Origin of the sequence: Variovorax paradoxus (genome assembly GCF_000834655.1) — a bacterium.
Lineage (GTDB): Bacteria > Pseudomonadota > Gammaproteobacteria > Burkholderiales > Burkholderiaceae_C > Variovorax > Variovorax paradoxus_F.
Genome location: NZ_JXQQ01000048.1, coordinates 108,128 through 134,725, shown reverse-complemented (window position 1 = coordinate 134,725; position 26,598 = coordinate 108,128). Strand labels below are relative to the sequence as shown.

The following is a 26,598-nucleotide window of genomic DNA, read 5'->3' as shown; positions in this document are numbered from 1 at the left end:
CCTCGTGGGCTCGGACTACATCTACCCGCGCACCTGCAACAAGATCGCCAAGCCCGCCATCGCCAAGGCCGGCGGCAAGGTGGTGGGCGAGGAATACGCACCGCTCGGCCACACCGAGTTCTCCTCGATCATCAACAAGATCAAGGCGGCCAAGCCCGACTGCATCTACAGCACGGTGGTCGGCGGCTCCAACGTGGCGCTCTACAAGCAGCTGCGCGCGGCGGGCCTGGACGGCGCCAAGCAGGTGCTGCTCTCCACCGTGGTGTCGGAGAACGAGATCGAAGGCATCGGCAAGGACAACGCCGCGGGCTACTACGCGTGCATGGGCTACTTCCAGAGCATCAAGTCGCCGGCGAACGAGAAGTTCGTGAAGGCCTTCAAGGCCAAGTACGGGCAGGAGCGCGTGATCGGCGACCCGATGGAGGTGGCCTACAACTGCGTCTACCTCTGGAAGCTGGCGGTGGAGAAGGCCAAGTCCTTCGACGTGGACAAGGTCACGGCCGCCGCCGCGGGCGTGGAGCTCGAGGCGCCCGAGGGCATGGTGCGCGTGCACGCCACCAACCACCACGTGTGGAAGAAGGTGCGCGTGGGCCGCGCGCGCCCCGACGGCCAGTTCGACATCGTGTGGGAATCGCCCCAGCCCGTCGAGCCCAACCCCTTCCCGAAGGTCTGACGGCGATGAACTTCGACATCGCGGTGATGCAGGTGTTCAACGGCGTGAGCCTGTTCACCATCCTGCTGCTCATGGCCATCGGGCTGGCCATCGTGTTCGGGCTGATGGGCGTCATCAACATGGCGCACGGCGAGCTGATGGCGCTGGGCGCCTACATGACCTACCTGGCGGCGCGCTTCTTCGAACATTTCGCGCCGGGCTGGATGGACCTCTACCTGTTCGCCGCGATCCCGTTCGCGTTCGCCGTGACCTTCGCGTTCGGCTACCTGCTGGAGCGGGGCTTCATCCGCTTCTTCTATGACCGGCCGCTGGACACCCTGCTCGCGACCTGGGGCCTGAGCCTCATCCTGCAGCAGGCCTACCGCTCCATCTTCGGCGCGCAGGAGGTGAGCGTGCCGCTGGCCTCCTGGCTCGCGGGGGCGTGGGAGCCGACGGCGGGCATCCAGCTGCCGCTCACGCGCATCTTCATCGTGGGGCTGACGGCCATCGTCGCCGTGGGCGTGTACCTGCTGCTGTACCGCACGCCGTGGGGGCTGAAGGTGCGCGCGGTGACGCAGAACCGCGCCATCGCCGGCGCGGTGGGCATCGACACGCACCGCGTCGACGCGATGACCTTCGCGCTCGGCTCGGGCCTGGCGGGCATCGCGGGCGCGGTGTTCACCATGATCGGCTCGACCAACCCCGGCACCGGCCAGCTCTACATCGTCGATTCGTTCATCGTGGTGGTGTTCGGCGGCGTGCAGAGCCTGGTGGGCACGGCGCTTTCGGGCTTCGCCATCGCGCAGTCGCAGACCTGGCTCGAATACCTCATGAGCGGCTCGATGGCCAAGGCCACGATCCTCCTCCTGGTGATCGCGGTGCTGTACTTCCGGCCCAACGGGCTGTTCGCCACGCGTTCGAGGAGCTGAAGGCATGTTCAAGCTTTCTCCCCAACGCAAGGGCGACCTCGCCGGCATGGCGGCCGTGCTGCTGCTCCTGGCCGTGGTGCTGCCGCTCACGCTCGATCCGTTTCGCCTGAACCTCATCAGCAAGTACCTGGCTTTCGCGTTCGTCGCGGTGGGCGTGGTGCTCACCTGGGGCTACGGCGGCGTGCTGAGCCTGGGCCAGGGCATGTTCTTCGGCCTGGGCGGCTACATGATGGCGATGTTCCTCAAGCTGGAAGCCTCCGCGCCCGAGCTGCCGGACTTCATGGTGTGGAGCAGCGTGGAGCAGCTGCCCGCGTGGTGGCAGCCGTTCCACTCGCTGGGCTGGACGGTCGCGGGCATCCTCGCGATTCCCGCCGTGCTGGCGTACGTGTTCTCGTACGCGATCTTCAAGCGGCGCGTGAGCGGCGTGTACTTCGCGATCGTCACGCTCTCGCTGGCGCTCACGCTCACCGTGGTGGTCGTCGGCCAGCAGGGCGACACCGGCGGCGCCAACGGCATCACCGATTTCCGCACCCTGCTGGGCCTGGACATCGCGGGCGACGAAGCCAAGCGCGTCATGTACTTCGTCGAGGTGCTGGCCATCGCACTCGTGATGGCGGTGTCGCTCCTGATCGTGCGCAGCCGCTTCGGCAAGATCCTCATCGCCATCCGCGACCGCGAGGACCGCGTGCGCTTCAGCGGCTACAACACGGCGCACATGAAGGCCTTCGTGTTTGCCGTGGCGGCGATGCTGTCGGCCATCGGCGGGGCGTTCTACAGCCTGCAGGTGGGGCTGATCGCGCCGGGCGTGATCGGCGTGGTCGCCTCGGTGGAGATGGTGATCTACGCGGCGGTCGGCGGGCGGCTGTCGATTCCGGGCGCGGTGATCGGCGCGCTCCTGATCGGCTTTCTCAAGTCGTACCTGTCGGAGACCTTCCCCGAGGGCTGGCTGTACTTCCTCGGCGCGGTGTTCATCCTCGTGGTGTGGGCCATGCCGAACGGGCTCGCGGGCCTGGGCGAGAAGCTCGTGCGCCGCCGCGGCGCGGAGGTGGCGCCATGAACGCCACGATGACGATGCCCAACGGCGGCCTGCCGCAGGCGGCCGCGGCGTTCTCCCACTCCAACGAGCAGATCCTGCGCGTGGAGGACCTCACCGTCTCCTTCGACGGCTTCAAGGCCGTGGACGGGCTGAGCCTCTCGGTGGAGCGCAACGAGCTGCGCGTGATCATCGGTCCGAACGGTGCGGGCAAGACCACGCTGCTGGACATGATCTGCGGCAAGACCAAGCCGAGCGCCGGCCGCGTGCTCTTCAACGGCCAGGACCTCGGGCGGCTGAACGAGTACGAAATCGTGCGCGCCGGCGTGGGCCGCAAGTTCCAGACGCCCTCGGTCTACGAAGACCTCACGGTGCTGGAGAACTTCGAGATCTCGCTGCCGCGCATGCACGGCCTGCTGCAGTCGCTGACCTTTCGCCGCACGCCCGCGCTGCGCGAGCGCATCGACGCGATGGCCGAGCAGGTCTTTCTCGCCGAGCGGCTCGGACACCGCGCCGGGCAGCTGAGCCACGGGCAGAAGCAGTGGCTGGAGATCGGCATGCTGCTGATGCAGGAGCCCGAGTTGCTGCTGCTCGACGAACCCGTGGCCGGCATGAGCCCGCGCGAGCGCGAGCAGACCGGCGACCTCCTGCGGCGCATTTCTGCGGGCAAGTCGGTGGTCGTCATCGAGCACGACATGGACTTCGTCAAGCGCATCGCACATCGCGTGACCGTGCTGCACCAGGGCAAGTTGCTCAGCGAAGGCACGGCCGCCCAGGTGCAGGCCGACCCGCGCGTGATCGACGTGTACCTCGGCCATTGAGACAAGGAGAAATCAAGATGCTCGAAGTCTCCGGACTCAACGTGGCGTACGGCGAGTCGCACGTCATCCGCGATGTGTCGCTGCGCGTCGCACCCGACGAGGCAGTCGCCATCATGGGCCGCAACGGCATGGGCAAGACCACGCTGCTGAAGTCGCTCATCGGCCTCCTGCCGGCGCGCGGCGGCAGCATCCGCCTGGGCGGCGCCGACCTCACGAAGCTCCCCACCTACCAGCGCGTGGCACAAGGCCTGGCCTTCGTGCCGCAGGGGCGCATGGTGTTCCCGTTCCTCACGGTGGAGCAGAACATCCTCTCGGGCGCCGCGAAGTCGGGCCACCGCACGGTGCCCGAGTACCTCTACAAGTTCTTCCCGGTGCTCAAGGACATGAAGCAGCGCCGCGCGGGCAACCTCTCGGGCGGCCAGCAGCAGATGCTGGCGATTGCGCGGGCGCTCATCTCGGAGCCCAGGGTGCTGATCCTGGACGAGCCCACCGAGGGCATCCAGCCCTCGATCATCAAGGAGATCGCGCAGACGCTGAACGTGCTGCGCGCAGAGCGCGGCTTCGCGATCGTGGTGTCGGAGCAGGTGCTGAGCTTCGCGCTCGACCTGGCCGACCGCTTTCTCGTCATCGACCGCGGGCGCCTCGTGCACGACGAGGCGCGCGCGAGCCTCGACCAGGACAAGGTCAGGTCTTTCCTGACTGTGTGAAACCTCTTCCCCATTTCCCCTTCAACCACCCTTCAGGAGCAGCGTCATGAGACATGGTGATATTTCGAGCAGCAACGATTGCGTCGGCGTCGCGGTCGTCAACTACAAGATGCCCCGCCTTCACACCAAGGCCGAGGTGCTGGACAACGCCCGCAAGATCGGCGAGATGCTGGTCGGCATGAAGAAAGGCCTCCCGGGCATGGACCTGGTGATCTTTCCGGAGTACTCCACGCACGGGATCATGTACGACTCGAAGGAGATGTACGACACCGCCGCCACGGTGCCCGGCGAGGAGACCGCGATCTTCGCGGACGCCTGCCGCCGCGCCAACGTGTGGGGCGTGTTCTCGCTCACGGGCGAGCGCCACGAGGAGCACCCGAACAAGGCGCCCTACAACACGCTGATCCTCATGAACAACCAGGGCGAGATCGTCCAGAAGTACCGCAAGATCATGCCGTGGGTGCCCATCGAGGGCTGGTACCCGGGCGACTGCACCTATGTGAGCGACGGGCCCAAGGGCATGAAGATGAGCCTGATCATCTGCGACGACGGCAACTACCCCGAGATCTGGCGCGACTGCGCGATGCGCGGCGCCGAACTCATCATCCGCTGCCAGGGCTACATGTACCCGGCCAAGGAGCAGCAGATCATGGTGTCCAAGGCCATGGCCTTCATGAACAACACCTACGTGGCGGTGGCCAACGCGGCGGGCTTCGACGGCGTGTATTCGTACTTCGGCCACTCGGCGCTCATCGGCTTCGACGGCCGCACGCTCGGCGAATGCGGCGAGGAGGAGATGGGCATCAACTACGCCGAGCTCTCGATGGGCCTCATCCGCGATGCGCGCAAGAACGGCCAGTCGCAGAACCACCTCTTCAAGCTCGTGCACCGCGGCTACACCGGCACCATCAATTCGGGCGACGGCGACAAAGGCGTGGCGGCCTGCCCCTACAACTTCTACACGAAGTGGATCAACGACCCCGAGGGCACGCGCGAGATGGTGGAGTCGTTCACGCGCAGCACGGTCGGCACGCCCGAATGCCCGATCGAGGGCATTCCGAACGAGCCGGCGAAGCACCGCTGAAGAGAGGGCAACGAAGCGCCATGAATGCCCCTGTCCCCGATCCTCTTGCGAGCTACCGCATCGAGGCCGAGCCCTTCTACCGGCCCGCGGGCAACGAGGTGGCGCTCTACCGGCAGGCGTACCGTCACCGCATGCCGCTGATCCTGAAAGGGCCCACCGGCTGCGGCAAGACGCGCTTCGTGGAGCACATGGCGTGGTCGCTCGGGCGGCCGCTGGTCACGCTCGCCTGCAACGAGGACATGACGGCCTCCGACCTCGTGGGCCGCTACCTGCTCGATGCGAACGGCACGGCGTGGCACGACGGGCCGCTCACGCTCGCGGTGCGCCACGGCGGCATCTGCTACCTGGACGAAGTGGTGGAAGCGCGGCAGGACACCACCGTGGTCATCCACCCGCTGACGGACGCGCGCCGCATCCTGCCGCTCGACAAGAAGGGCGAGCTGGTGCGCGCGCACCCGGACTTCCAGCTCGTGGTGTCGTACAACCCCGGCTACCAGAGCAGCGCGAAGGACATGAAGCCCTCGACGCGGCAACGCTTCGCGGCGCTGGAATTCGACTACCCCGACAGCACGCTCGAAACGCAGATCGTCGCGCACGAGGCCGAGGTCGCCATCGAACTGGCGGCCCGGCTGGTCGCGATTGCGCGGTGCTCCCGCGAGCTCAAGCACCGCGGGCTCGACGAAGGTGTGTCCACGCGCATGCTGATCTACGCGGGCGTGCTGATCCGCGACGGCGTGTCGCCGCGCGAGAGCTGCGACATGACGATGACCCGCGCGCTCACCGACGACCCCGACATGGCGAGTGCGCTGCAGGGGTTCGTCCAGGCGCAGTTCGGATGAAAGACAGCCACGCGTCGCTGGCCCTGCTGGCCCGTGGGCTGGCGGGCGTGGATGTGCAGGTGCAGCCGCTCGAAGGAAGCGCCGGTGCGCGTGCGGTGCTCGTGGGCCGGCGGCTGCTGCTGCCCGCGAGCGCCGACGCGCGGCTGCACCGCGCGATGATCGCGCATGCCGTCGCGCACCTTCGCCACTCGGTGCCTGCACGGCCCGCGCGCACGCTCAAGCCGATGGGCATCGCGATCGTCTCGGCCATCGAGGATGCGCGCGTCGAGCGGCTGCTGCGGCGCGACTTTCCCGGCCTGCACGGCTGGTTCGCCGGGTCGCTCGCACCGCCCCCCGACCCGCTGGACCTGGGCTTCGCGGCGCTCGTCTCGCGCATGGACCGGATGCTGATGCTGCCCGCCTGGCAGGACGACAACCACTGGGTCAACAAGGCGCGCCGCCTGTTCGACGAGACGGCGGCTTCCGCGGGCCTCGAGGACTACGACGCCTTCCGCGCCATCGCGTCGATCCTCGCCAACGACCTCGGCCAGATGCGCGTGCGCTTCGATCCGCAGCACTACGCGGTGCCCGCGCCCTATCGCGACGACAACAGCTACCTCTGGGATTTCGGTGACGCCGAGACGCCGCCCGACAAAGCGGTCGCGCTGCAGCAGTCCGGCGCACGGCCGCCGCCTGCCGGCAACGGCGGGCCGCCTCCCGAAGGCGGCACGGAACCGGAGACAGGACTGGAACTGGGCCGCTACAGCTACCCCGAATGGGACCGCAAACTCGAACGCCTGCGCCCCGACTGGTGCACCGTGATCGAGAAGCTGCCTGCATGGCAAGGCCTAGCCGGCATGCGCGAGCAGGCATCGGCCCTCGGCAGCGAGCGCTTGGCTCCCCTCGCCCTGCCCCGTGCGCGCCACCTCGACCGCACCCACCGCCTGCGCCGCCAATGGGAGGGCGACGATGTCGACCTGAACGCCGCCATCGAGGTGCTGGTCGACCGGCGCCTGCGGCTGCGCCCCGACCCGCGCCTTTTCATGCGCCCCGGCAAGGCGCCGCGACCGAGCAGCGTGCTGGTGCTGCTGGACCTCTCGGAATCGGTGAACCACCCCGGCCACGACGGCGCGCGCTCGCTGCTCGACATCGAGAAGCAGGCGGCCCTGATGCTGGCCGACGCGAACGCGCGCGGCGTCGACCGGCTCGCAATCCACGGCTTCTCGTCGAACACGCGCGCCGAGGTCTATTACTACCGCCTTCTCGAATTCGGCACGCCGCTCGAGGCACCGTCGCGCGCCATGATCGGCGCGGTGCGCGGGCGCTACTCCACGCGCATCGGCGCCGCACTGCGCCACGCCGCATCGCACCTGCACGCCGAGCCTTCGGGCCAGCGCGCGATATTGCTCGTGACCGACGGCGCACCCGCCGACATCGACGTGCACGACCCCCACTACCTGATCGAGGACGCCCGCATGGCCGTGGCCGAAGCGCGCGAGGCGGGCGTGCGCACCGCGTGCATCGCGGTCGATGGCGCCGCCGACACGTATGTGCGCCGCATCTTCGGCTGGCGCAACTATTGCATCGCCGACGACGCACGCAGCCTGCCCGCGCGGCTCGCGCGCATGAGCGCACGGCTGGCCGCGGCAAACTGAGGAGAATGATGGTTCACACACCCAGGAGACTTCCCCGTGGCTGACAAGGACCCCATTCGCGTCGGCATCCTCTATTCGGAAACCGGCGTCACCTCGACGATCGGGCTGTCGCAGCTGCAGGGCGCGCTGCTCGCCATCGAGGAGATCAACGAGGCCGGCGGCGTCGACGGGCGCGAGATCATGGCGGTGCGCTACGACCCGCAATCCAACCCCGCGCGCTACGCCCAGCTGGCCGAGAAGCTGATCGTGCAGGACCGCGTCAACGTGATCTTCGGCTGCTACATGTCCAGCAGCCGCAAGGCCGTGATCCCGGTGATCGAGAAGTGGAACAAGCTGCTCTTCTACCCCACCCTCTACGAGGGCTTCGAGTATTCGGGCAACGTGATCTACACGGGCGCCGCGCCCAACCAGAACAGCGTGCAGCTGGCCGAGTTCATGACCACGAATTTCGGCTCGCGCGTGTACCTGATCGGCTCGGACTACATCTACCCCTACGAGTCGAACCGCATCATGGGCGAGCTGGTGATGCAGCGCCCGGGCAGCGAGAAGCTGGGCGAGCGCTACGTGGCACTGGATGCCACCGAAAAAGACTATCGCGCGATCATGGACGACATCCGCGACAAGCAGCCCGACTTCATCTTCTCGACGGTGGTGGGCGACTCCACCGCAAGCCTGTACCGCGCGTATGCCGAGGCGGGTTTCGATCCGAAGCGCATGCCCATCTCCAGCCTCACGACCTCGGAGGCCGAGATCTCGCAGATGGGCCACGGCGTGGCCACGGGGCACTTCACCGCGGCGCCGTACTTCCAGTCGATCGACTCGGCCGCCAACCGCCGGTGCCTGGCGCGCCTGCGCGAGCGCTTCGGCGACGGCTGCGTGCCCAACCTGTGCTGGGAGGCTTCGTACTTCCAGATGCACATCTTCGCCAACGCGTTCCGCCAGTCGGGCAGCGACGGCATCGCGGAGATCCTGCCGCACATCCTGGGCAGCGAGTTCGATGCGCCGCAGGGCCGGGTGAAGATCGATCCGGCAAACCACCACACCTGCCTCTACCCGCGCATCGGCCGGGTCGATGCGCACGGGCAATTCACCATCGTGCGGCAGGCCACGCGGGCGGTGGTTCCCGATCCCTACCTCGTCACCCATTCGCTGGGCGACTGGACGGCCAGGCTCGACACGCTGGAGCTCTAGCATGGACGGCGCCGCCCCCAAGCGACACACCCTGCGGGTGACGCCGCCGCAGCTCAAGGAGCTGCGCCTGCTGAAGATCGCGGTGATCCACCCCGACGACGCCGACGGCCGCCAGCTCACGCAGCAACTGCAGCGCATCGGCTGCCAGGTGCAGGCCTTCTGGCCGCCGGTGCAGGTGCTGCCCGAGGGCATCGACGTGGCGTTCATGGCGGTGCAGCCCGACCTCATCCACCTGCGCTTCGAGTGGACCCAACGCGAAGACGCGCCCGCCATCATCGCGGTGGTCACCTACGAGAACCCGACCATCGTGGAGGCGGTGCTGGAGATCGGCGCCAAGGCCGTGCTGCCTTCGCCGGTGCGCTCGTTCGGGCTGCTCTCGGCCCTGGTGGTGGCGCGCGAGGCGCACAAGGAAAGCCGCTCGCTCGCGCGGCGCCTGCGCAAGGTCGAGGCCAAGCTGCTGGGCGTGCGGCAACTGGCCGAGGCCAAGAGCATCCTCATGAAGACGCACTGCGTCTCCGAAGGACAGGCGCACGACCTGATCCGCGAGCAGGCGATGAGCAAGCGCACGACCATGGAAGAGATCGCCGCGGCCATCGTCAATGCCAACGAGATCCTCTCGCTGGGCACGCGAAAGCCCGGTCAGGGCTGACGCTCGGAAGCTGGCAAGCCCGGTCAGGGCTCGCGCATCAAAGCTGCCGGAACGTCGTCAGCACCTTCAGCACGCTCTGCGTCGCGCCGTCGATCACGCCGGGCACGCGGTGCGCAATGCCCAGGCGGCGGGTGAGCTTCGGCGTGATCGGCAGCACCTGCATGCGCTTGTGCAGCGCATCGTCGGCGGTGTGCTGCAGCGGCAGCAGCGCCGCGCCATAGCCGGCAGCGACCAGGCTCTGGATCGCGGCGTCGTAGTTCAGTTCGATGCGCGCGCGCGGCGCGAAGCCGGCCTCGGCGAACCACTCCATCGTGAGCCGGTACATGTGGGTGGTGGCGTCGTTGAAGATCAGCGGCTGCGCCGCCAGCCACGCGGGCGTCACGCGCTTCGGGGCCTTCCAGCGCTGCGGCACGAAAGCCATCATCGCCTGGTCGCGCCACGGGGTCACGACCAGGTCGCGCAGCGGCGGCTGCGGCATCGCGACCAGCCCGATGTCCAGCGTGCCCGCCGCCAGCCGCGCCATCGCCTCGGACGAGCCGAGGATGCTGACCTCCACGTCGATGCCTGCATGCACCGTGCCCAGTGCCTCGAGCACCTGCGGCAACAGGTCGACCACCACGCCGGTCGACGTGCCGAGCCGCACGCGGCCGGTGCGGCCTTCGGTCTGGCGCTTGACGGCGTCGATGGCCTCGTCGGTGTCGCGCAGCAGCCTGCGGCCGCGCTCCACCAAGGCCGCCCCGGCGGCCGTGGGCGTGACGGTGCGGCTGCCGCGCACCACCAGCTGCGCGCCCAGGCGCGACTCGAGCTCGCTGATGTGCAGGCTCACCGTGGGCTGCGCCAGATGCAGCGCCTTGGCTGCCGCGGAAAAGGTGCCCAGGTCTGCAATGGCGATGAGCGTCCGCAGCTGATCGAGGTTGAGCTGTCGCATCAGAAATGCTGATTGTGTGGTTCAGGAATCTCAACTTCCACAATACCATGCAGCGCCGGAAGATGAGTGCTCTCAACCAAGGAGCCCACCGTGACAGCGCCCAAGCCCTCGACCTTTCATCAACGCCTGATGCATGCCCTGCACGACTGGCGCCGCCGCGCCGCGCAGCGCCGCCGCAGCCGCGCCGACTCGCAGCACCTGGCCGGCATGAGCGATCACGACCTGCGTGACCTGGGCATCGGGCGCAGCGAAGTGCGCGAGGTGATCGACCGCAACCGCTGCTGACATGGCGAAAAAAGCGATGTCGGCCTTCAGCGTCCGCCCCGGAATTTGAGGTTCAATCCGGGGCGTGCCCCAACCCAAGACACCCGCCCTGCTCTCCATCGAACTCACCTCGCCGCAGTCGGTCAACGGCAAGCGCGCGGCCTTCCAGTCGCTCTGGCTGCTGGTGCGCATGCAGCATGCGCACGACGCCGAGAGCGGCCTGGTGCGGCTGGCCGACCTGCGCGGCGAAGTCTCCGATGCGAACACGCTGCGCATGGTCGTGAGCCGTGCATTCCGCGATTTCAAGGCCTGGAACATCGAGGTCGGCTGGGGCGAAGACACGCAGCGGGAACCCCGCTTCCTCAACGCCGAGCGGCGCAGCCAGGGGCCGTTCTGGTTGCCGGCCGCCGAGGCGAAGCGCGTGCGCATGCTGGTGGGCGGGCGCACGGCCACCGCTGCGGAGGTGGCCTCCTTCCTCGGCCTGCGCTCGCGCAAGCGGCGTGCGGCGGAACCCGGCGCGCCGCCGCCCGACGCGGTGCACCTGCAGGACGCGGCGTTCTGGAAGCAACTGGTCGCCTCGCAACAGGCCGCGCGGCAGGGCCGGCTCATGACGCCGGTGGCGGGCAGCAGCGCGGCCGGCTTGCCTGCCAGCGCACTGGAGTCGATCCGCCTGGCCGGCACGCTGGCCGCCACCGACTTCCAGCGCGCGCTGGTCACGCTCAACGAGGCGATGCTGTGGCGCCGGCTCGGCGACAACGAGCAGGCGCGCCGGCGGCTGCAGGCGCTCAAGAAGCAGCGCCTGGCCCACCACGTGGCGGGCAACGACTACCTGGGCGCAATGGAGTGCATCGTCTCGGCCTGGTGCGCCTACACGGCGCGCGACCTGCCGCTCGCGCAATCGCTCCTGGGCGGCATGGCCGAGGACGCGGCGCGCGGGCTGGTCTTGCGACATCACCCCGACGTGCGATTCGAATGGTGCAACCTCTGGGCGCTGGTGTGCCGCTCGCGCGCGCTCGGCCTCTCGGCGGACGACAAGCCGGCCGCCGCCGCACTCGCCGAAGAGTCGCTGCAGCGTTTCGGCGAGGCGCTGGCCGCGGCCTTCGAATCGCATTCGTTCGACGCCGCGCAGCACGTGGCCGCCAACATGGGCATGGCCGCGTGGCTGTTCGACCGGGTGGGCCTCTCGGACCTCCCGGCACTCGCGCACGACGGCCACGCCGACACCACGCGCCGCGCGGTGCAATGGATCGCCTTCAGCGAATGGCTCTGCGGCCACACCGACGGGCAAGGACGCTCCGCATGGAACGCGATCTACCTGATGCGCATCGCGCGCGGCCACTGCCGGCCCGAGCGGCAGCCCACGCTCGCGCAGTTCCGCGCGCAGAAGCCGCTGGACCCGGCCGCGATCTCGAAGCTCGCCGGGCCGCTGGCCGATGCCTTCGATGCCACGCACTGGCCCGCGCGCTGGGTCGACGTGGCGCAGGCGCGGCTGGCCGATCACCAGGCCGGGCGCCGCCGCTACCCGGGCCTTCAGCACTGCAGCCTGTTGTTCGAGCACGCCTGGTATGCGGCGCATTCGGGCGAGCTGCAGGCGGCCGAGCAGTCGCTGGGCGTTCTGCGCGAGGCGCTGCCGCAGCTGGTGCCGAGCGACCGTGCGTACTTCACCGAATCGTGGAACGACACGCTGCCCGCGGAACTGGTGCTGGAGACGAAGCCGCCACGGCGGCCCGGCGCACGCAAGAAGGCCGCGCGCCCTGCCCGCTGATCGACGGGGCCGCGGCAGCGCCTCGCCTCGCTTCGCTATGGAACGATGGATGGCGCGAGCGCCTGCTGCACGCGCTCGCGCAGCACCGGGAGCACATCGCTCTCGAACCACGGGTGGTGTTTGAACCATCCGGTGTTGCGCGGCGACGGGTGCGGCAGCGGGATGTAGCGCGGCGCGTACTGCGCAAAGGCCGCGACGGTTTCGGTGACGCCGGCCTTGCGCGTCTCACCGAGAAAGTGGCGCTGCGCGTACTGGCCGATCAGCAACGTGAGTTCGACCTGCTTCATCTGCCCGAGCAGGCGCGCCTGCCAGAGCTCGGCGCACTCCCGGCGCGGCGGCAGGTCGCCGCTGGTGCCACGGCCGGGATAGCAGAAACCCATCGGCATGAGCGCGACGCGCGTGGCGTCGTAGAACACCTCGCGGTCGATGCCGAGCCAGCGGCGCAGCTGCTCGCCGCTCTTGTCGTTCCATGGCACGCCGGTGGTGTGCACCGTCATGCTCGGCGCCTGGCCGACGAGCAGCAGGCGGGCCGTGGCGCTCGCCTGCACGACGGGCCGCGGCCCGAGCGGCAGGTGCGCGGCGCAGGCGCGGCAGCTGCGGATTTCCGCAAGCAGCGCGTCCATGGACCGCCCTTTCGCGCTACTCGGCAAAGGGGCGGAAGAACGCGTTGAGTTCATTGCCTGCCGCGGCGTTGGCGAAGCCGTCGAAACGCCCTTGCTCGGCCAGCGTTCGCGCCGCCTGGATGAAGCCGCCCCATGCCGCGCGCGCGAGCCCGCCGCCCACGCTGACGCGCCGCACGCCCAGCTCGGCGATGTCCTTCATCGTGAGTTCGCTCGCGCCGCCGACCAGCAGGTTGACGGGCTTGGGCGCCACGGCTGCGACGACCGCTGCGATCTGCTCGCGCGTCTTGATGCCGGGGGCATAGAGGCAGTCGGCACCGGCTGCCGCATAGGCCTTCAACCGCGCGATGGTGTCGTCCAGGTCCGGCCGGCCCGCGAAGAAATTCTCGGCGCGGCCCACGAGCAGGGTGCCGCCGCCCGCCGCATCGATGGCCTTGCGCGCGGCGCGCAGGCGCTCCACCGCAATGTCGATGGGAAAGAGCGGATCGGCCGCGTTGCCCGTCGAGTCTTCGATCGACAGGCCCGCCACGCCGGTCTCGACCGCGAGCCGCACGCTCTCGGCCACGCCTTGCGGATCGGATGCGAAGCCGTTCTCGAAATCCGCGTTCACGGGCAGGTCGGTGGCCGCCACGATGTCGCGCAGGTGAGCGAGCACGGTGTCGCGCGATTGCGCGCCGTCGGCCAGGCCCTGCGACCACGCATGGCCCGAGCTCGTGGTGGCCAGCGCCTTGAAGCCCAGGCCCTGCAGGTAGCGCGCGCTGCCCGTGTCCCAGGGGTTGGGGATGACGAAGCAGCCCTGTTCGTGGAGCGCGCGAAAGTCGGCGCGTTTCTGGGCGACGGTGCGGGTCATGAGAGCCTCTTCTTTCTTGCTTTGTGCGGAGGATGGGTTTTAACGCAACGACGCCGACATTGCGCGAGCGCACCGTTCGGTGTTCTGATCGGCACCCATGCCCTACGCCATCCTGCTTTTCATCCACCTCGTCGCTGCCGCCTTCTGGGTCGGCGGCATGGCGACCATGCATTTCGCGGTGCGCCCCGCCGCCGTCGCCACGCTGGAGCCGCCGCTGCGCCTGCGCACCATGACGGCAGCGCTGCGGCGCTTCTTCGTCGGGGTGGACGCGTCGATCACGCTGCTGTTCGCAAGCGGCATTGCGATGGTCCTGCTGACCGGCGGCTTTCGCGGCCTGCACTGGCGCATCGAGGCGATGATGAGCATCGCCATCGTGATGACGGGCATCTATGTGTACATCCGCGCCTCGGTGTTCAAGGCGCTGCGCCGTGCGGTCGAAGAAAGCGCGTGGCCGGTGGCGGCCGCGCGGCTGAACACGGTGCGCAAGCTCGTGAGCCTGAACCTCGCGCTCGGTGTCGCGGTGTTCGCCGTCGCGACGGTCGGGCGCGCGGGTTGAGGCCTCTCGGCGCTTGCGGGAAGCGCCACTCGATTCGCCGAGCCCCATCACGCCATGGCGATCAGTCGCCTGAGACGCTGGCTACGCGGGGGCTGCCGGTTGGCAGCGTACTTCGAGCCGTCAGCAGTACGGCGATGCAACTGCAAGAGATACAAAAGAAAAGCCGCGCGGTCATGCGCGGCGAACGGGTGCCTGGTCATCGAAGATCTCCCTGAAGAATCGGACGCGACTCTGCGGTCGCGCCCGATCCCTCATGGAGACGCATCGGCCGCACTTACAACCCGAGGGAGCCGATGCCGTGCGCGGCGGCCACGGCCTGGGCGCGCACCGTGGCCCGATCGAGCGTGCTCGACAGCCGCGGCGTGGGGCCGGCGGAGGCAGCTTCGGCATACAGGTCGCCGGCGCGGGCTGCGGCAACGGCTTGCGTGCGCACGGTGGCGCGATCGGTCGCGCTGGCGATGGCAACGGGCACGCCAGCCGATGCGCCTTCGGCGTACTGGTCGGGGCTGTGCGATGCAACGACCGCATCGGCGCGCACGGCAGCGCGGCTGGCGGTCGACTGGAACTGCAGCACGCCCTGGTATTCCTCGGCGCTCGCGCCAGCGGCGAAAGCGGAGAGAACGGCTGCGGCGAGGAGGAGCTTGGTGGTCTTCATGGCGGTGTCTTTCAAAAAAAGTGAGTCGGTGAGCAAGTGTTCCATCGGGACATTCATCGCTACGTCGGGGTGCCGTGTGGCGATGAATGAATTACATCGACAGGCTGTATCTGCGATGTGTCGGGATCCGGGCGGTTTTGCATGCGCGTGTGTGCGCCTCGCCGGCTGGACACACTGGCGTACAAATCGGCCCTCGCGGGCCGCACTGCACTTCAAAAAAGAAGGGGAAGGGGTGGACGAAAGGCCGGCGCTCAGCCGGCCGCGCCCTTGAGCTCGACGCCGTTGCCGTCGGGGTCGGAGATATAGATCGAGGGCCCGTTGCCCTCGGCACCGAAGTTGTTCTGCACGTCGCCGTGCACCGGCACGCCGTGCCGTGCCATCGAGGCGCGGATCGCCGTTTCGTCGAAAGGCTCGATGCGCAGGCACAGGTGGTCGACGTTGCGGCCTTCCTTGCCGGCCAATGCACCGCCCTGCTTGCCCAGCGGGCCGTCGGGCGTGATCAGGTCGATGAGGCTTGCGCCGACGCGCATGTGCACGAGCCCCAGGTCGTCGCGGCGCTTCTCGACCGTGCAGCCGAGCACGTCGCGGTAGAAGGCGATCGCGCGTTCGATGTCCTTCACGCGCAGCACGACGTGGTCGATGCGCAGCACCGCGAACGGGGGGCTGTGCATCGGACCCGTCATGGCCGGCCGTCTTTCTTCAGACCACGCCCGCCGAGCGCAGGGCGTCGAATCGCGCGGCGTCGATGCCGAACTCGGCCAGCACTTCGCGCGTGTGCTGCCCGAGCGCCGGCGGCGCATGGCGCAGCACGGGCGGTGTGGCCGAGAGGCGCAGCGGGCTCGCCACGCCGGTGATGCTGGCGATGCCGTCGCCCGCATCGCGCGGCAGCGTGACCGCCAGGCCCCGCGCCTTGACCTGCGCGTCGTCGAAGGCCTGCGCGATGTCGTTGATCGGGCCGCAGGGCACCGCCTTGTCTTCGAGCAGCGCGACCCAGTCGGCGGTGCTGCGGGTGCGGGTGAGTTCTTCCATCATCGGGATCAGCACGCCGCGGTGCTTCACGCGCAGCGTGTTGGTCGCAAAGCGCGCATCGGCCGCCCACTCCGCGTGGCCGGCCGCTTCGCAGAAACGCGCGAACTGCCCGTTGTTGCCGATGGCCAGCAGCATCGAGCCATCGAGCGTCGGAAAGTCCTGGTAGGGCGCCAGGCTCGGGTGCGTGTTGCCCTGCCGCTGCGGCGCCTTGCCGGTGTTGAGGAACGCACTCGCCTGGTTGGCCAGGATGGCCATGCCCACGTCGAGCAGCGCCATGTCGATGTGCTGGCCTTCGCCGGTGCGGTCGCGCACCTGCAGTGCAGCGAGGATTGCGGTGCTCGCGTAGACGCCGGTGAACAGGTCGGTGAGCGCCACGCCCACGCGCAACGGGCCGCCGCCGGGCACGTCGTCGGGACGGCCGGTGATGCTCATCATGCCGGTCATGGCCTGGATCATCAGGTCGTAGCCCGCGCGCTCGGCGTACGGGCCGTCGTGGCCGAAGCCGGTCACGCTGCAATAGATGAGGCGTGGGTTGGCCGCGCGCAGGCTCTCCTGGTCGAGGCCGTATTGCTTGAGGCCACCGGTCTTGAAGTTCTCCACCACGATGTCGGCCTGCGCCGCCATCTGCTGCAGCAGCGCCTGCCCGTCGGCCGTGGCCATGTCGACCGTGACCGAGCGCTTGTTGCGGTTGCAGGCGGTGAAGTAGCTGGCCTGGTCGGTGTCGTTGCCGTCCGCGTCCTTGATGAACGGCGGGCCCCAGGTGCGCGTGTCGTCGCCCACGCCGGGGCGCTCGATCTTGATGACGTCGGCACCCAGGTCCGCGAGGATCTGCGTGCACCACGGGCCCGCGAGCACGCGGGACAGATCCAGGACCTTGATGCCGTCCAGGGCTGCGGGCTTGGTCATTCGCGCTTAGTTCGCGAAAGCGGCGATGCCGGTGATCGCGCGGCCCAGGATCAGCGCGTGGATGTCGTGCGTGCCTTCGTAGGTGTTGACCACTTCGAGGTTCACCAGGTGGCGGGCCACGCCGAACTCGTCGCTGATGCCGTTACCGCCCATCATGTCGCGCGCCAGGCGGGCGATGTCCAGAGCCTTGCCGCAGTTGTTGCGCTTCATGATCGAGGTGATCTCGACGGAGGCGGTGCCCTCGTCCTTCATGCGGCCCAGGCGCAGGCTGCCTTGCAGGCCCAGCGTGATCTCGGTCTGCATGTCGGCCAGCTTCTTCTGGATGAGCTGGTTCGCCGCGAGCGGGCGGCCGAACTGCTTGCGGTCGAGTGTGTACTGGCGGGCGCGGTGCCAGCAGTCTTCGGCGGCACCGAGCGCGCCCCACGAGATGCCGTAGCGGGCGCTGTTCAGGCAGGTGAAGGGGCCCTTCAAGCCTTGCACTTCGGGGAAGGCGTTCTCTTCGGGGCAGAACACGCCGTCCATCACGATTTCGCCGGTGATGCTGGCGCGCAGGCCCACCTTGCCGTGGATCGCGGGAGCCGAGAGACCCTTCATGCCCTTCTCGAGCACGAAGCCGCGGATCGGGCCGACCGTGCCGCTTTCGCTGACTTCCTTGGCCCACACGACGAACACGTCGGCGATGGGCGAGTTGCTGATCCACATCTTGGCGCCGCTGAGCGAATAGCCGCCCGGCACCTTCTTGGCGCGGGTGACCATGCTGCCGGGGTCGGAGCCGTGGTCGGGTTCGGTGAGGCCGAAGCAGCCGATCCATTCGCCGGTGGCAAGCTTGGGCAGGAACTTCTGCTTTTGCGCCTCGGTGCCGAATTCGAAGATCGGCACCATCACCAGCGAGCTCTGCACGCTGGCCATCGAGCGGTAGCCCGAATCGACGCGCTCGACTTCGCGGGCGATCAGGCCATAGGCCACGTAGTTGAGGCCGGGGCCGCCGTACTGCTCGGGAATCGTGGGGCCGAGGAGGCCGAGCGCGCCCATTTCACGAAAGATGGCGGGGTCGGTCTCGCCGGTGCGGAAGCCCTCGATGACCCGGGGCGCCAGGCGCTCCTGGCAGTAGGCATTGGCCGCGTCGCGGATCATGCGTTCTTCGTCGGTCAGTTGCTGGTCGAGAAGAAGGGGATCGTCCCAGTGGAATTGCGCTTTGGCGGCCATGTGCTGTCTCCGGAAAGAGGGAAAAAGAGAAAAAGAGGGGGATGGGAGCGATCCTAGCCACGCGAGGGGCTGGGCGCAAACGATGAATCCTCACCCAGATATGCGTTTGTAGAATGTCTTGCAAGATGTTCGAGTGGCCCCGCCATTGGCGAGGCCCGGTCTCCATACATACACCCGAGGCATACATGCGCCGCAAGATCCCACCCCTGCAAACCCTCGTGTGCTTCGACGCCGCCGCGCGCCACGAGAGCTACACGCGCGCCGCGCAGGAACTCGCGCTCACCCAGAGCGCGGTGTCGCGCCAGATCGGCACGCTCGAGGCGTTCCTCGGCGTCGCGCTCTTTCGCCGCACGCGGCACGGCGTGGCGCTCACCGCGAGCGGCGCGGCCTATGCGCGGCAGATCACCAAGCGGCTCGAAGCGATGGAGCGCGACACGCTCGATGCCATGGCGCACCAGGGCGAAGGCGGCTCGCTCTCGCTGGCGGCGGTGCCCACCTTCGCCACGCGCTGGCTGATGCCGCGCCTGAAGGGCTTCGCCGCGCTGCAGCCCGACGTGGTGGTGCACATCGAGACGCGCACCCGCCCCTTTCTCTTCGCCGATGCCGAGTTCGATGCGGCCCTCTACGCCGGCACGCCCGCGCAGGTCGAGAACTGGGCCGGCACGCGCGCGCTGCTGCTGATGCACGAGGACGTGGTGCCGGTGTGCAGCCCTTCCCTGCTTCCGCGCGGCAAGGCCGTGGCGCCCGCGGTCATTGCGAAGATGCCGCTGCTGCAGCAGAGCACGCGGCCCGACGGCTGGCGCCAGTGGTTCGACGCGCAGCAGATCGACGCACCCAACGCACGCGGTGGGCCGCGCTACGAGCTGTTCTCCATCCTCGCCGCGGCGGCCTCGCACGGCCTGGGCGTCGCGCTGATGCCGACGATGCTGGTGGCCGACGAACTCGCGCGCGGCGAACTGGTGGTGGCGTGCGCCCGGCCGCTCTCGGGCGAGCGCAACTACTACCTCGTGACGCCGGAGCGGGCCGACCAGCGGCCGCTGCTCAGGTTCTTCAGCGACTGGCTGCTGGCGCAGGCCCGCCAGGGCTGACCGGCCCGAGCGCTCACGCCTTCGAGGGCCGCGCGCCCTCTAGCGCATAGGCCTGGATCAGCGCCGGAAAGGCCTCGAGATCGGGCAGCATGGCGAAGCTGTGCACCGCGGGCGTCGCGGCCCAGGGCAGCTTCTCGTCGGTCCAGGTTTCCATGAACGGCACGAACCATTCGTGGCGGTCGAGCATCGTGGGCCGGATGTTGACGAACTCGTCCATGCCCTCGGTGCGGGTGAACATCCAGCTCTTGCAGCGCGGGCAGAAGTAGTGGTGCGAGTCGCCATGCAGGCCGCCGATGACAGGCTCGCCGGACACGACTTCGAAGCCCGGTGTCGGGATGGCGAGCGACAGCGAGAAGGCGCTCGCGCTCATGCGCTGGCAACCGGTGCAGTGGCAGGCCATCGACAGCAGCGGCGGCGCCGTGATGCGCAGGCGCACCTGGCCGCAGCGGCAGCCGCCTTCCCAGGGGAGTTGCCAGTCGTCGGCGATTGGATCGGCCGTGTGTGCAGGTGTGTTCATCGGATTACTTCCTGGTGTCGGATGGCGCAGGCGATGCCGCCTTCTTCGCCGGTGGTTTGATCGATGGTTTTCGACGCGCCTTGAAAGGCCCGGTGACCTTCCCGAGCCACGGGTCGCAGACGGCGCGCAGTTCCGGATCGACATCGAACTGCGGGTCCCGCGCATCGAACAGGATCTTCCTCCTGGCCTGCGCCCGCACCAGCGCGAAGGCATTCTTCTCGGAGCGGCTGTTGTCGAACATGAGCGTCATGTTCGCGATCTGCGTCGCATGCCCGACCGCGGCCTGCGTGCGCGGAAATCGCTCGACGAGCTTCCTGCGATCCACGTCGTGGCCGCCCTGCTGCTTTCGGGTGCTCACGCGAAAGACCGACATGTCCACTGACACCAGCCCCACGAACAGCAGGACCACGAAATAGCCCGCCTGCTGCATCGCGCGGATGTCGTCGGCTTTCGACGCATGGCCGCCGCCGGGCAAGGGCTGCCAGTGCGAGAAGACCGTCTCGAAGGCGAAGGGCATGCGCTGGTCCATCACCAGGCTCTTGAAGGCGCGCACGCCCTCCTGCGACAGCACCTGCCATTTCTCGTCGTCGTCGCGCAGCTGCTGAGCCCAGGCGGGGATGTGGCCGGTCTTGGGGTCCGCATCGGGCAGGATGGACATCATCATCCGGTCGGCGTTGACGAGCGGCATGCGCAGCGACCCGGCCAGGCGCGAGTACCAGAGCGTGGATTTGCCGGCGCCGTTGTGGCCGGACAGGACGAAGGCCACCGGACGCGGGCCCCGCGTCTGGTCGAGGAGCTTTTCCAGCGTCGGGGGGCGGCGGCTCACGCCTTGCTCGCGCGAAACTTTCCGTCGACCAGGCTGCCGGTGACCTTGGTGCCGTCGGCCGCTTCGCGAACGACCCGGGTCGGGTCCTGCGGGTCGGCGTAGTAGGCGAATATCCGGGCCGCATTGGGGCCGTGGAAAACGACCGACCTGTCGATGCCGGGCTTGTTGAGCGCGCGGGCCGCCTTCTTCAGAAGCACGGTTGTGTTGTCCTCGGGGCGCACCGCGGGACGGGGGGCTTTACCGGTCTTGATCAAGGTCATGCCGCGCCCCAGCGTTGCAACCGGCCGTCCCTGGACCAACTGCGCGGCGGTGCTTTCCCGCGCGACGGATTTTTCTCTTGCCATCGCCGGATGATCGCTCAAACCCCCGGCGCCCACCAGCCTGCGCGTCAAAGGCCGCGCTCGCATACCGGTGTCCGAATACGGCGAGCCCCGCGCGCGCGGCGGCGAGACACTGCGGACATGACAACCCATGCTTTGCGCATCGACGCGCTCGACTGGCCCCGCATCGAGACCGATCTGGCCGCCCGCGGCTGCGCCGCCACCGGCCAGCTGTTCACCCCGAAGGAATGCGCCCAGCTCGCGGCGATGTACGACGAAGGCGGCCATTTCCGCAGCCGCGTGGTGATGCAGCGGCACGGCTTCGGGCAGGGCGAGTACCAGTACTTCGCGAACCCGCTGCCGCAGATCGTGGCTGCGTGGCGCAGCGCGCTGTACGAACGCCTCGCGCCGCTGGCCAATGCCTGGGCCAGCGCCATGGGCCAGCCGGCCGACTACCCGCCCGATCACGCGGCGTACCTCGCGCGCTGCCATGCGGCAGGCCAGCTGCGCCCCACCCCGCTGCTGCTGCGCTACGACGAGGGCGACTACAACTGCCTGCACCAGGACCTGTACGGCGACCTGCAGTTTCCGCTGCAGCTCACGGTGCTGCTGAGCCGGCCGGGCGAGGACTTCACCGGCGGCGAGTTCGTGCTCACCGAGCAGCGCCCACGCATGCAGTCGCGCGCCGAGGTGGTGTCGCTCGCGCAGGGCGAGGCGGTGATCTTCGCGGTCAACCAGCGCCCGGTGGCGGGCTCGCGCGGCACCTACCGCGTGACCATGCGCCACGGCGTGAGCCGCCTGCGCTCGGGGCGCCGCCACACGGTGGGCCTCATCTTCCACGACGCGCGCTGAGACCTCCGGACTGCCGAACAACCGTGCACTAATGCACGGAAAAGCCGAAGTCGCGCAAAATCCCTGTCGCGCCGGGCGCGCCTTCCAGAATTTCCGACACCCAACGATCGGAACGGCAGGACACCCTGGCGCCGATCCGCGGCCGACCCGCAGCGGATGCGTTCGACGGTCGACAGGGAGCTGTATGAACATGAACTCGTCCGGATCTCCGGATGTGGCGGGAAAGCCGCCGTTTGAACCCACTGGCGTGCGCACGCCGCCGGCGGCAGGTCCCGAGGCACCGCCCCGGCGCTCGCGCCACTTCAGGGTCGACGTGGGCACCATCGTCAGCGCGGTCGCCCTGGCCCAGTCGTTGCTGCTGGTCTCGCTCGGCTACTGGGGCTCGCAGCGGCTGGTGTCGAACATCGGCACTTCCGCGCACCGGGCCAACCACGACCGGATCGAGGACAAGGTGCTCGCATTCCTTGCCAAGGCAGAGTCGGTGGTCGGCGCCATCGGCAGCGCGCCGAGCCTGAGCCCCGCGGGCGAGCATGTCGACCGCACCTCGGAGTTGCTCTGGACGCTGTTGCAGCAATCGCCCGAGCTCGACAGCGTGTACGTGGCCAACGAGAGCGGCCAGATGCTGATGGCGCTGCGCTACCCGGTGCCCGCGATCCGGCACATCGCGCTCGGCGCGGACTTCACCACCGAGACCTGGCACTACAAGCGTCCCTTCGGGGCCGAACTGGACGTGCAGCAGCGCTTTGCCACGCAGCGCATCGAGTCCTTTCGCAGCAGCTACGACCCGACCCGGCGCGGCTGGTTCCAGCAGGCCACCAAGACGCAGCAGCCGACATGGACGCAGCCCTACGTGTTCGCCGCGGCCCAGGAACTGGGCGTGACCTATGCGCTGCCGAGCGCGCGCCGCTACGCCGAAGGCGGCACCAAGGCGCTGGTGGCGGCGGGCGACGTGTCGCTCGGGCGGCTGTCGGAGTTCGTGCGCCTGTTCAGCAGCAACGGCTACGGCAACAGCGCGCTCCTGAGCGCCGACAGCAAGGTGCTGGCACGCAGCGACCAGCCGGGCGTGCTGCACAAGCTGGAGCCGCCCTCGGGCGTGCTCGGCGCGCTCCATGAGCACATGGTGGCCGACGGCACCGCGGGCGGCGGCGACGACTCGACCTTCTCGTTCGACTTCGACGGACAGCGCTACCTGGTGCAGACCTCGCTCATCCCGTCCACGGGCTGGGAGCTGGTGAGCTGGGTGCCCGAGGACATGGTGCTGGGCGACCTGCGCCGCGCGGTGCTCTGGGGGCTGCTGCTGGCGCTGGTGTTCCTGGGAATGGCGCTGTTCATGTCGCTCAAGCTCTCCAAGCTGGTGACGGCGCCGGTGGAGAACCTCTCGCGCATCGCGCGTCGCATCGGCCTGCTGGAGCTGGACAACCTGCCGCGCGAACCCAGCCGCGTGCTGGAGATCCAGCACCTGGACCAGGCGCTGGACGACTCGGCGCGCAGCCTCAAGGCATTCAGCAAGTTCGTGCCGGTGGACGTGATCAACCAGCTCGTGGCCGAAGGGCATTCGCTCGCGCCCAACGGCGCGGCGCGCCGCGTGACGGTGATGTTCACCGACGTGGGGGGCTTCACCTCGATCTCGGAGTCCCTTCCCATCGACGTGCTGGTGGGCATGCTGACCGAGTACTTCAACCTTGCGACGGGCGTGTTCGCGCGCTACGGCGGCGTGGTCGACAAGTTCATCGGCGACGGCATCATGGTGCTGTGGGGCGCACCGGCGGACATGAAGGATGCGGAGTACCGCGCGTGCCTCGCCGCGCTGCAGCTGCATGCGCAGATGAACGAGCTCAACCGGAAATGGCGCGCCAAGGGGCTGCCCGAATTCCGCACCCGCATCGGCATCCACACCGGCGTGGTGATCGCAGGGGTGCTGGGATCGAACGACCGGCTCTCCTACACGGCCTTCGGCGATGTCATCAACGTGGCCAGCCGCATCGAGGGCATCAACAAGCAGCTGGGCACGCAGACTTTGGTGTCGGAAGACACCTTCGAGGGCCTGAAGGGGCGCCTGAGCACGCGCCGCATCGAGGAGCTTGTGGAGCTGCGCGGCCGGCAGACGCGCATGGTGCTCTACGAGCTGATGACGCCTTGAGCGTCGTTCAGCGCGGCGACGGCGCGACGCGCACCAGCACCAGGCTGGCCGTCGTGCCGCTGCCCTGCGTGAGCACCGGGTACTGCGTGTCGTTGATGAAGAGCAGCTGCTCGCCGCGCAGGATGCGCGCCGACACCGCGTAGCGCATGCGCGGATCGATGCGCGCGGCATCGACCTGCAGTTCGTAGGCGAAGGGCGGCTGCCTGCCGTTGGCCTTGATGCGCTGCTCTGCGAGCGTGACCGAGGGCGCATCCATCCGCGACACATCGAGCAGCTGGACCACGACCTCCGCCGAGGGGTCGAGCGCGATGCGTTGGCGGTAGGCCACCGTGCCGCTCACGCGCAGCGATGAAGCGGCGGGCGGCGCCGGTTTCGACACCGCCGAAGAAGGCGACGCACAGGCGCTCAGCAACGAGGCGCCGGCAGCGGCGGAAAGCAGGACAAGGCTGGTGCGTCTTTTCATCCGGACAATTATGCGGAGGCACGCTGCGCGGCAAAAGCCACATACCAATCGAGGCTTGCGGGGTTGGCCATCGCCTCTCGGTTGACCACCTTCTCGATCGGCTGGCCCAGCAGCAGCTTCTTGATCGGCAGCTCCTGCTTCTTGCCCGAGAGCGTGCGCGGAATCTCGGCGACCTGGAAGATCTCGTTGGGCACGAAGCGCGGCGAGAGCGAAGTCTTGATCGCGTTGTTGAGCCGGTTTCGCATCGCTTCGTCGAGCGCGATGCCCGGGCGCAGCACCACGAAGAGCGGCATGTAGCTGTCGCGGCCCAGGTATTCGAGATCGACCACCATCGAGTCGAGCACCTCGGGCAGCCCTTCGACCGCGCTGTAGATCTCGCTGGTGCCCATGCGCAGGCCCTGGCGGTTGATGGTGGCGTCGCTGCGGCCGTAGATGATGCAGCCGCCGTCTTCGCCGATTTTTATCCAGTCGCCATGGCGCCATACACCGGGGTAGGTGTCGAAGTAGCTCGACACGTAGCGCGCATTGCCCTCGTCGCCCCAGAAGTAGAGCGGCATCGACGGAATGGCCTTGGTGCAGACCAGCTCGCCCACTTCGCCGATGACCGGCTGGCCCTGCTCGTTCCATGCCTCCACCGCATGGCCGAGTTCGCGGCACTGCATCTGGCCCGGCACCTCGGGCAGCTCGCGGTTGCCGCCGACGAAGGCGCCGCAGAAGTCGGTGCCGCCTGAAATGTTGCACCACCACACGTCCCTGGAGCCCGCATCGAGGATCTGCTGCGAGCCCCAGCGCTGCACCTCGTCGGGCAGCGGCGAGCCGGTGCTGCCGAGCGCCCGGACGCGAGAAAGATCGCCGTATTCCTTCGCGACGATGCCGGCCTTCATGCAATTGGTGAAGTAGGCCGCACCAGCGCCGAAGAAGGTGACCTTGTGCCGCGCGACGAAGCGCCACAGCACGCCCCAGTCGGGCTTCTCCTTGCTGCCGGCCGGGTTGCCGTCGTAGATGCAGATGGTCGCGCCGAAGGCCATGCCCGAGAGCTGCGAATTCCACATCACCCAGCCGGTGGAGCTGTACCAGTGGTAGCGCTCGCCGAAGTTGTTGGCGCCGTAGCTTGCGCCCACGTCGTTGTGCAGGCCACAGGCGTGCATCGTCAGGAGGATGCCGCCCTGCCCGTGCACGATGGGTTTGGGCAGACCGGTGGTGCCGCTCGAATAGACGATCCAGATCGGGTGGTCGAAGGGCAGCCATTCGGGTTCGAAGGCGGCGACCTCCGCGTCGTTGCGCGCGATGGCCCCGGTCCAGTCGACGTCGTGTTCGACCGCGCCTGCTGCGAACGGCGTCTTCACGAGCAGCAGCTTTTTCACGCTCGGCAACTGCGCACGCAGCTCCTTCAGCACGGCGCTGCGGTCGAGCGGCTTGCCGCCGTAATGCACGCCGTCCACGGCGATCAGCACCTTGGGCTCGATCTGGCGGAAGCGGTCGGCCACGGCGGCGGTGCCCATGTCGGGCGCGCACACGCTCCAGATCGCACCGATGCTGGAGCACGCGAGAAACGCGACCATCGTCTCGGGCACGTTGGGCATGTAGGCGGCCACGCGGTCGCCACGCTGCACGCCGAGCGACTTGAGCGTGAGCGCCACTGCGGCGACCTGGCGGCGCATCTCGGGCCACGACAGCTCGCGTACTTCGCCGAGTTCGTTGTCGCTCACGATGGCGGGCATGCCTGCCGCGTGCGCCGCATCGGCATGGCGCAGCACCTCGCGCGTGTAGTTGACCTGCGCGCCAGGGAACCAGCGCGCGCCGGGCATGCGCGCCTGGGCGAGCACCGCGGTGTGCGGCGTCGGCGACTCGAGGCCGGCGTAGTCCCAGATGCTTTGCCAGAAGGCATCGAGGTCGGTGACGGACCAGCGCCACAGCGCGTCGTAGGTGTCGAACGAGAGGCCGCGCGCTTCACGCAGCCAGTTTTGATAGAGGCGGATCTGGGGGATGTTGGGAGCGGGCATGCAAGCAAGCGTAGCGCTGCCAACAGGCGTGCTCAATCGGGGTTGACCTCAGGGTTTGTACGCGTGTTCAA

At 68.5% G+C, this 26,598-nt stretch carries 28 protein-coding genes; 16 read left to right on the top strand and 12 right to left on the bottom strand.

The annotated features are described in order from the left end of the window. From RT97_RS20930 to RT97_RS20885, 10 genes are all read left to right on the top strand, one after another. Positions 1-673 (top strand): transporter substrate-binding protein (locus RT97_RS20930; RefSeq protein WP_042580752.1); only part of this gene is annotated, 673 nt, incomplete at its 5' end. A 5-nt stretch (positions 674-678) separates the two neighbouring features. Then, positions 679-1,581, top strand: a complete 903-nt coding sequence (urtB, locus tag RT97_RS20925; protein WP_042580741.1) for an urea ABC transporter permease subunit UrtB — start codon at positions 679-681, stop codon at positions 1,579-1,581. A gap of 4 nt (positions 1,582-1,585) precedes the next feature. After that, positions 1,586-2,638, top strand: a complete 1,053-nt coding sequence (urtC, locus tag RT97_RS20920; protein ID WP_042580740.1) for an urea ABC transporter permease subunit UrtC — start codon at positions 1,586-1,588, stop codon at positions 2,636-2,638. Positions 2,639-2,652: 14 nt separating this feature from the next. Beyond that, entirely contained in the window at positions 2,653-3,435 is a 783-nt protein-coding gene (urtD, locus tag RT97_RS20915) for an urea ABC transporter ATP-binding protein UrtD (RefSeq protein ID WP_042580751.1), read from the top strand. 17 nt (positions 3,436-3,452) lie between these two features. Beyond that, a complete protein-coding gene (gene urtE / locus RT97_RS20910) occupies positions 3,453-4,142 on the top strand; it encodes an urea ABC transporter ATP-binding subunit UrtE (protein WP_042580739.1) in 690 nt (229 codons plus the stop codon). Between the two features lie 46 nt (positions 4,143-4,188). Beyond that, positions 4,189-5,226: an aliphatic amidase gene (locus RT97_RS20905; RefSeq protein ID WP_042580738.1), complete on the top strand. Its 1,038-nt coding sequence runs from the start codon at positions 4,189-4,191 to the stop codon at positions 5,224-5,226. Positions 5,227-5,246: 20 nt separating this feature from the next. Further along, entirely contained in the window at positions 5,247-6,065 is an 819-nt protein-coding gene (locus tag RT97_RS20900) for a CbbQ/NirQ/NorQ/GpvN family protein (protein ID WP_042580737.1), read from the top strand. Beyond that, a complete protein-coding gene (locus tag RT97_RS20895; protein ID WP_042580736.1) occupies positions 6,062-7,699 on the top strand; it encodes a nitric oxide reductase activation protein NorD in 1,638 nt (545 codons plus the stop codon). Before RT97_RS20900 ends, RT97_RS20895 begins: the two co-directional genes overlap by 4 nt. A gap of 36 nt (positions 7,700-7,735) precedes the next feature. Beyond that, positions 7,736-8,890 (top strand): transporter substrate-binding domain-containing protein, encoded by a 1,155-nt coding sequence (locus tag RT97_RS20890; protein ID WP_042580735.1) that lies wholly within the window; start codon positions 7,736-7,738, stop codon positions 8,888-8,890. A gap of 1 nt (position 8,891) precedes the next feature. Beyond that, a complete protein-coding gene (locus tag RT97_RS20885; protein WP_042580734.1) occupies positions 8,892-9,539 on the top strand; it encodes an ANTAR domain-containing response regulator in 648 nt (215 codons plus the stop codon). 37 nt (positions 9,540-9,576) lie between these two features. On the opposite strand, the gene RT97_RS20880 is transcribed toward RT97_RS20885, so the two are convergent. Then, entirely contained in the window at positions 9,577-10,467 is an 891-nt protein-coding gene (locus tag RT97_RS20880) for a LysR family transcriptional regulator (protein WP_042580733.1), read from the bottom strand. A gap of 90 nt (positions 10,468-10,557) precedes the next feature. Between RT97_RS20880 and RT97_RS20875 the strand changes: the two genes are divergently transcribed. After that, positions 10,558-10,752 carry a DUF1127 domain-containing protein gene (locus tag RT97_RS20875; RefSeq protein WP_042580732.1) on the top strand — a complete coding sequence of 65 codons (195 nt, stop codon included), beginning with the start codon at positions 10,558-10,560 and terminating at the stop codon, positions 10,750-10,752. Positions 10,753-10,816: 64 nt separating this feature from the next. Further along, positions 10,817-12,496, top strand: coding sequence for a hypothetical protein (locus RT97_RS20870; protein WP_042580731.1), 1,680 nt, complete (start codon positions 10,817-10,819; stop codon positions 12,494-12,496). Positions 12,497-12,531: 35 nt separating this feature from the next. Here the strand turns inward: RT97_RS20870 and RT97_RS20865 are convergent, their stop codons facing one another. Both RT97_RS20865 and RT97_RS20860 read right to left on the bottom strand, forming a co-directional pair. Next, on the bottom strand, positions 12,532-13,119 hold the full coding sequence (locus RT97_RS20865) for a uracil-DNA glycosylase family protein (protein WP_042580730.1): 588 nt from the start codon (positions 13,117-13,119) through the stop codon (positions 12,532-12,534). Between the two features lie 16 nt (positions 13,120-13,135). Next, a complete protein-coding gene (locus RT97_RS20860; protein ID WP_042580729.1) occupies positions 13,136-13,966 on the bottom strand; it encodes an isocitrate lyase/PEP mutase family protein in 831 nt (276 codons plus the stop codon). 97 nt (positions 13,967-14,063) lie between these two features. Between RT97_RS20860 and RT97_RS20855 the strand changes: the two genes are divergently transcribed. Further along, the gene (locus tag RT97_RS20855) at positions 14,064-14,522 is read left to right on the top strand and encodes a CopD family protein (RefSeq protein ID WP_042580728.1); all 459 of its coding nucleotides are present in this window, start codon (positions 14,064-14,066) and stop codon (positions 14,520-14,522) included. A 274-nt stretch (positions 14,523-14,796) separates the two neighbouring features. Here the strand turns inward: RT97_RS20855 and RT97_RS20850 are convergent, their stop codons facing one another. The 4 genes from RT97_RS20850 to RT97_RS20835 form a co-directional block, all read right to left on the bottom strand. Next, a complete protein-coding gene (locus RT97_RS20850; RefSeq protein WP_042580750.1) occupies positions 14,797-15,177 on the bottom strand; it encodes a hypothetical protein in 381 nt (126 codons plus the stop codon). Between the two features lie 251 nt (positions 15,178-15,428). Next, on the bottom strand, positions 15,429-15,860 hold the full coding sequence (locus RT97_RS20845; RefSeq protein WP_042580727.1) for a VOC family protein: 432 nt from the start codon (positions 15,858-15,860) through the stop codon (positions 15,429-15,431). A 16-nt stretch (positions 15,861-15,876) separates the two neighbouring features. Further along, positions 15,877-17,112: a CaiB/BaiF CoA transferase family protein gene (locus RT97_RS20840; protein ID WP_042580726.1), complete on the bottom strand. Its 1,236-nt coding sequence runs from the start codon at positions 17,110-17,112 to the stop codon at positions 15,877-15,879. A 6-nt stretch (positions 17,113-17,118) separates the two neighbouring features. Next, complete coding sequence (locus tag RT97_RS20835) at positions 17,119-18,318, bottom strand: acyl-CoA dehydrogenase (protein ID WP_042580725.1); 1,200 nt, start codon at positions 18,316-18,318, stop codon at positions 17,119-17,121. 185 nt (positions 18,319-18,503) lie between these two features. Between RT97_RS20835 and RT97_RS20830 the strand changes: the two genes are divergently transcribed. Continuing rightward, positions 18,504-19,406, top strand: coding sequence for a LysR substrate-binding domain-containing protein (locus RT97_RS20830; protein WP_042580724.1), 903 nt, complete (start codon positions 18,504-18,506; stop codon positions 19,404-19,406). A gap of 13 nt (positions 19,407-19,419) precedes the next feature. Here RT97_RS20830 and RT97_RS20825 read toward each other — a convergent pair whose 3' ends face one another. From RT97_RS20825 to RT97_RS20815, 3 genes are read right to left on the bottom strand one after another with little or no spacing between them, the layout of a single operon-like run. Next, a complete protein-coding gene (locus RT97_RS20825; RefSeq protein ID WP_042580723.1) occupies positions 19,420-19,923 on the bottom strand; it encodes a GFA family protein in 504 nt (167 codons plus the stop codon). A 4-nt stretch (positions 19,924-19,927) separates the two neighbouring features. Continuing rightward, complete coding sequence (locus RT97_RS20820) at positions 19,928-20,749, bottom strand: zeta toxin family protein (RefSeq protein ID WP_042580722.1); 822 nt, start codon at positions 20,747-20,749, stop codon at positions 19,928-19,930. Further along, a complete protein-coding gene (locus RT97_RS20815; RefSeq protein ID WP_253278280.1) occupies positions 20,746-21,111 on the bottom strand; it encodes a hypothetical protein in 366 nt (121 codons plus the stop codon). The genes RT97_RS20820 and RT97_RS20815 overlap by 4 nt, the downstream gene beginning before the upstream one ends. Positions 21,112-21,210: 99 nt before the next feature. On the opposite strand from RT97_RS20815, the gene RT97_RS20810 reads away from it, so the two are divergent. After that, entirely contained in the window at positions 21,211-21,921 is a 711-nt protein-coding gene (locus RT97_RS20810) for a 2OG-Fe(II) oxygenase (RefSeq protein WP_042580720.1), read from the top strand. Positions 21,922-22,105: 184 nt separating this feature from the next. After that, positions 22,106-24,061, top strand: a complete 1,956-nt coding sequence (locus tag RT97_RS20805; protein WP_042580719.1) for an adenylate/guanylate cyclase domain-containing protein — start codon at positions 22,106-22,108, stop codon at positions 24,059-24,061. Between the two features lie 7 nt (positions 24,062-24,068). On the opposite strand, the gene RT97_RS20800 is transcribed toward RT97_RS20805, so the two are convergent. Further along, a complete protein-coding gene (locus tag RT97_RS20800) occupies positions 24,069-24,524 on the bottom strand; it encodes a YbaY family lipoprotein (RefSeq protein ID WP_042580718.1) in 456 nt (151 codons plus the stop codon). A gap of 8 nt (positions 24,525-24,532) precedes the next feature. Beyond that, positions 24,533-26,527 (bottom strand): acetoacetate--CoA ligase, encoded by a 1,995-nt coding sequence (locus RT97_RS20795; protein ID WP_042580717.1) that lies wholly within the window; start codon positions 26,525-26,527, stop codon positions 24,533-24,535. Between the last annotated feature and the right edge of the window lie 71 nt (positions 26,528-26,598).

What these genes read in the sequence shown, in the direction of transcription:
- urtB (WP_042580741.1), top strand. Translation starts at nt 679, where the DNA reads ATGAACTTCGACATCGCGGTGATGCAGGTGTTCAACGGCGTGAGCCTG.
- urtC (WP_042580740.1), top strand. Translation starts at nt 1,586, where the DNA reads ATGTTCAAGCTTTCTCCCCAACGCAAGGGCGACCTCGCCGGCATGGCG.
- urtD (WP_042580751.1), top strand. Translation starts at nt 2,653, where the DNA reads ATGCCCAACGGCGGCCTGCCGCAGGCGGCCGCGGCGTTCTCCCACTCC.
- urtE (WP_042580739.1), top strand. Translation starts at nt 3,453, where the DNA reads ATGCTCGAAGTCTCCGGACTCAACGTGGCGTACGGCGAGTCGCACGTC.
- RT97_RS20905 (WP_042580738.1), top strand. Translation starts at nt 4,189, where the DNA reads ATGAGACATGGTGATATTTCGAGCAGCAACGATTGCGTCGGCGTCGCG.
- RT97_RS20900 (WP_042580737.1), top strand. Translation starts at nt 5,247, where the DNA reads ATGAATGCCCCTGTCCCCGATCCTCTTGCGAGCTACCGCATCGAGGCC.
- RT97_RS20895 (WP_042580736.1), top strand. Translation starts at nt 6,062, where the DNA reads ATGAAAGACAGCCACGCGTCGCTGGCCCTGCTGGCCCGTGGGCTGGCG.
- RT97_RS20885 (WP_042580734.1), top strand. Translation starts at nt 8,892, where the DNA reads ATGGACGGCGCCGCCCCCAAGCGACACACCCTGCGGGTGACGCCGCCG.
- RT97_RS20880 (WP_042580733.1), bottom strand. Translation starts at nt 10,467, where the DNA reads ATGCGACAGCTCAACCTCGATCAGCTGCGGACGCTCATCGCCATTGCA.
- RT97_RS20865 (WP_042580730.1), bottom strand. Translation starts at nt 13,119, where the DNA reads ATGGACGCGCTGCTTGCGGAAATCCGCAGCTGCCGCGCCTGCGCCGCG.
- RT97_RS20860 (WP_042580729.1), bottom strand. Translation starts at nt 13,966, where the DNA reads ATGACCCGCACCGTCGCCCAGAAACGCGCCGACTTTCGCGCGCTCCAC.
- RT97_RS20855 (WP_042580728.1), top strand. Translation starts at nt 14,064, where the DNA reads ATGCCCTACGCCATCCTGCTTTTCATCCACCTCGTCGCTGCCGCCTTC.
- RT97_RS20850 (WP_042580750.1), bottom strand. Translation starts at nt 15,177, where the DNA reads ATGAAGACCACCAAGCTCCTCCTCGCCGCAGCCGTTCTCTCCGCTTTC.
- RT97_RS20845 (WP_042580727.1), bottom strand. Translation starts at nt 15,860, where the DNA reads ATGACGGGTCCGATGCACAGCCCCCCGTTCGCGGTGCTGCGCATCGAC.
- RT97_RS20840 (WP_042580726.1), bottom strand. Translation starts at nt 17,112, where the DNA reads ATGACCAAGCCCGCAGCCCTGGACGGCATCAAGGTCCTGGATCTGTCC.
- RT97_RS20835 (WP_042580725.1), bottom strand. Translation starts at nt 18,318, where the DNA reads ATGGCCGCCAAAGCGCAATTCCACTGGGACGATCCCCTTCTTCTCGAC.
- RT97_RS20830 (WP_042580724.1), top strand. Translation starts at nt 18,504, where the DNA reads ATGCGCCGCAAGATCCCACCCCTGCAAACCCTCGTGTGCTTCGACGCC.
- RT97_RS20825 (WP_042580723.1), bottom strand. Translation starts at nt 19,923, where the DNA reads ATGAACACACCTGCACACACGGCCGATCCAATCGCCGACGACTGGCAA.
- RT97_RS20810 (WP_042580720.1), top strand. Translation starts at nt 21,211, where the DNA reads ATGACAACCCATGCTTTGCGCATCGACGCGCTCGACTGGCCCCGCATC.
- RT97_RS20805 (WP_042580719.1), top strand. Translation starts at nt 22,106, where the DNA reads ATGAACATGAACTCGTCCGGATCTCCGGATGTGGCGGGAAAGCCGCCG.
- RT97_RS20800 (WP_042580718.1), bottom strand. Translation starts at nt 24,524, where the DNA reads ATGAAAAGACGCACCAGCCTTGTCCTGCTTTCCGCCGCTGCCGGCGCC.
- RT97_RS20795 (WP_042580717.1), bottom strand. Translation starts at nt 26,527, where the DNA reads ATGCCCGCTCCCAACATCCCCCAGATCCGCCTCTATCAAAACTGGCTG.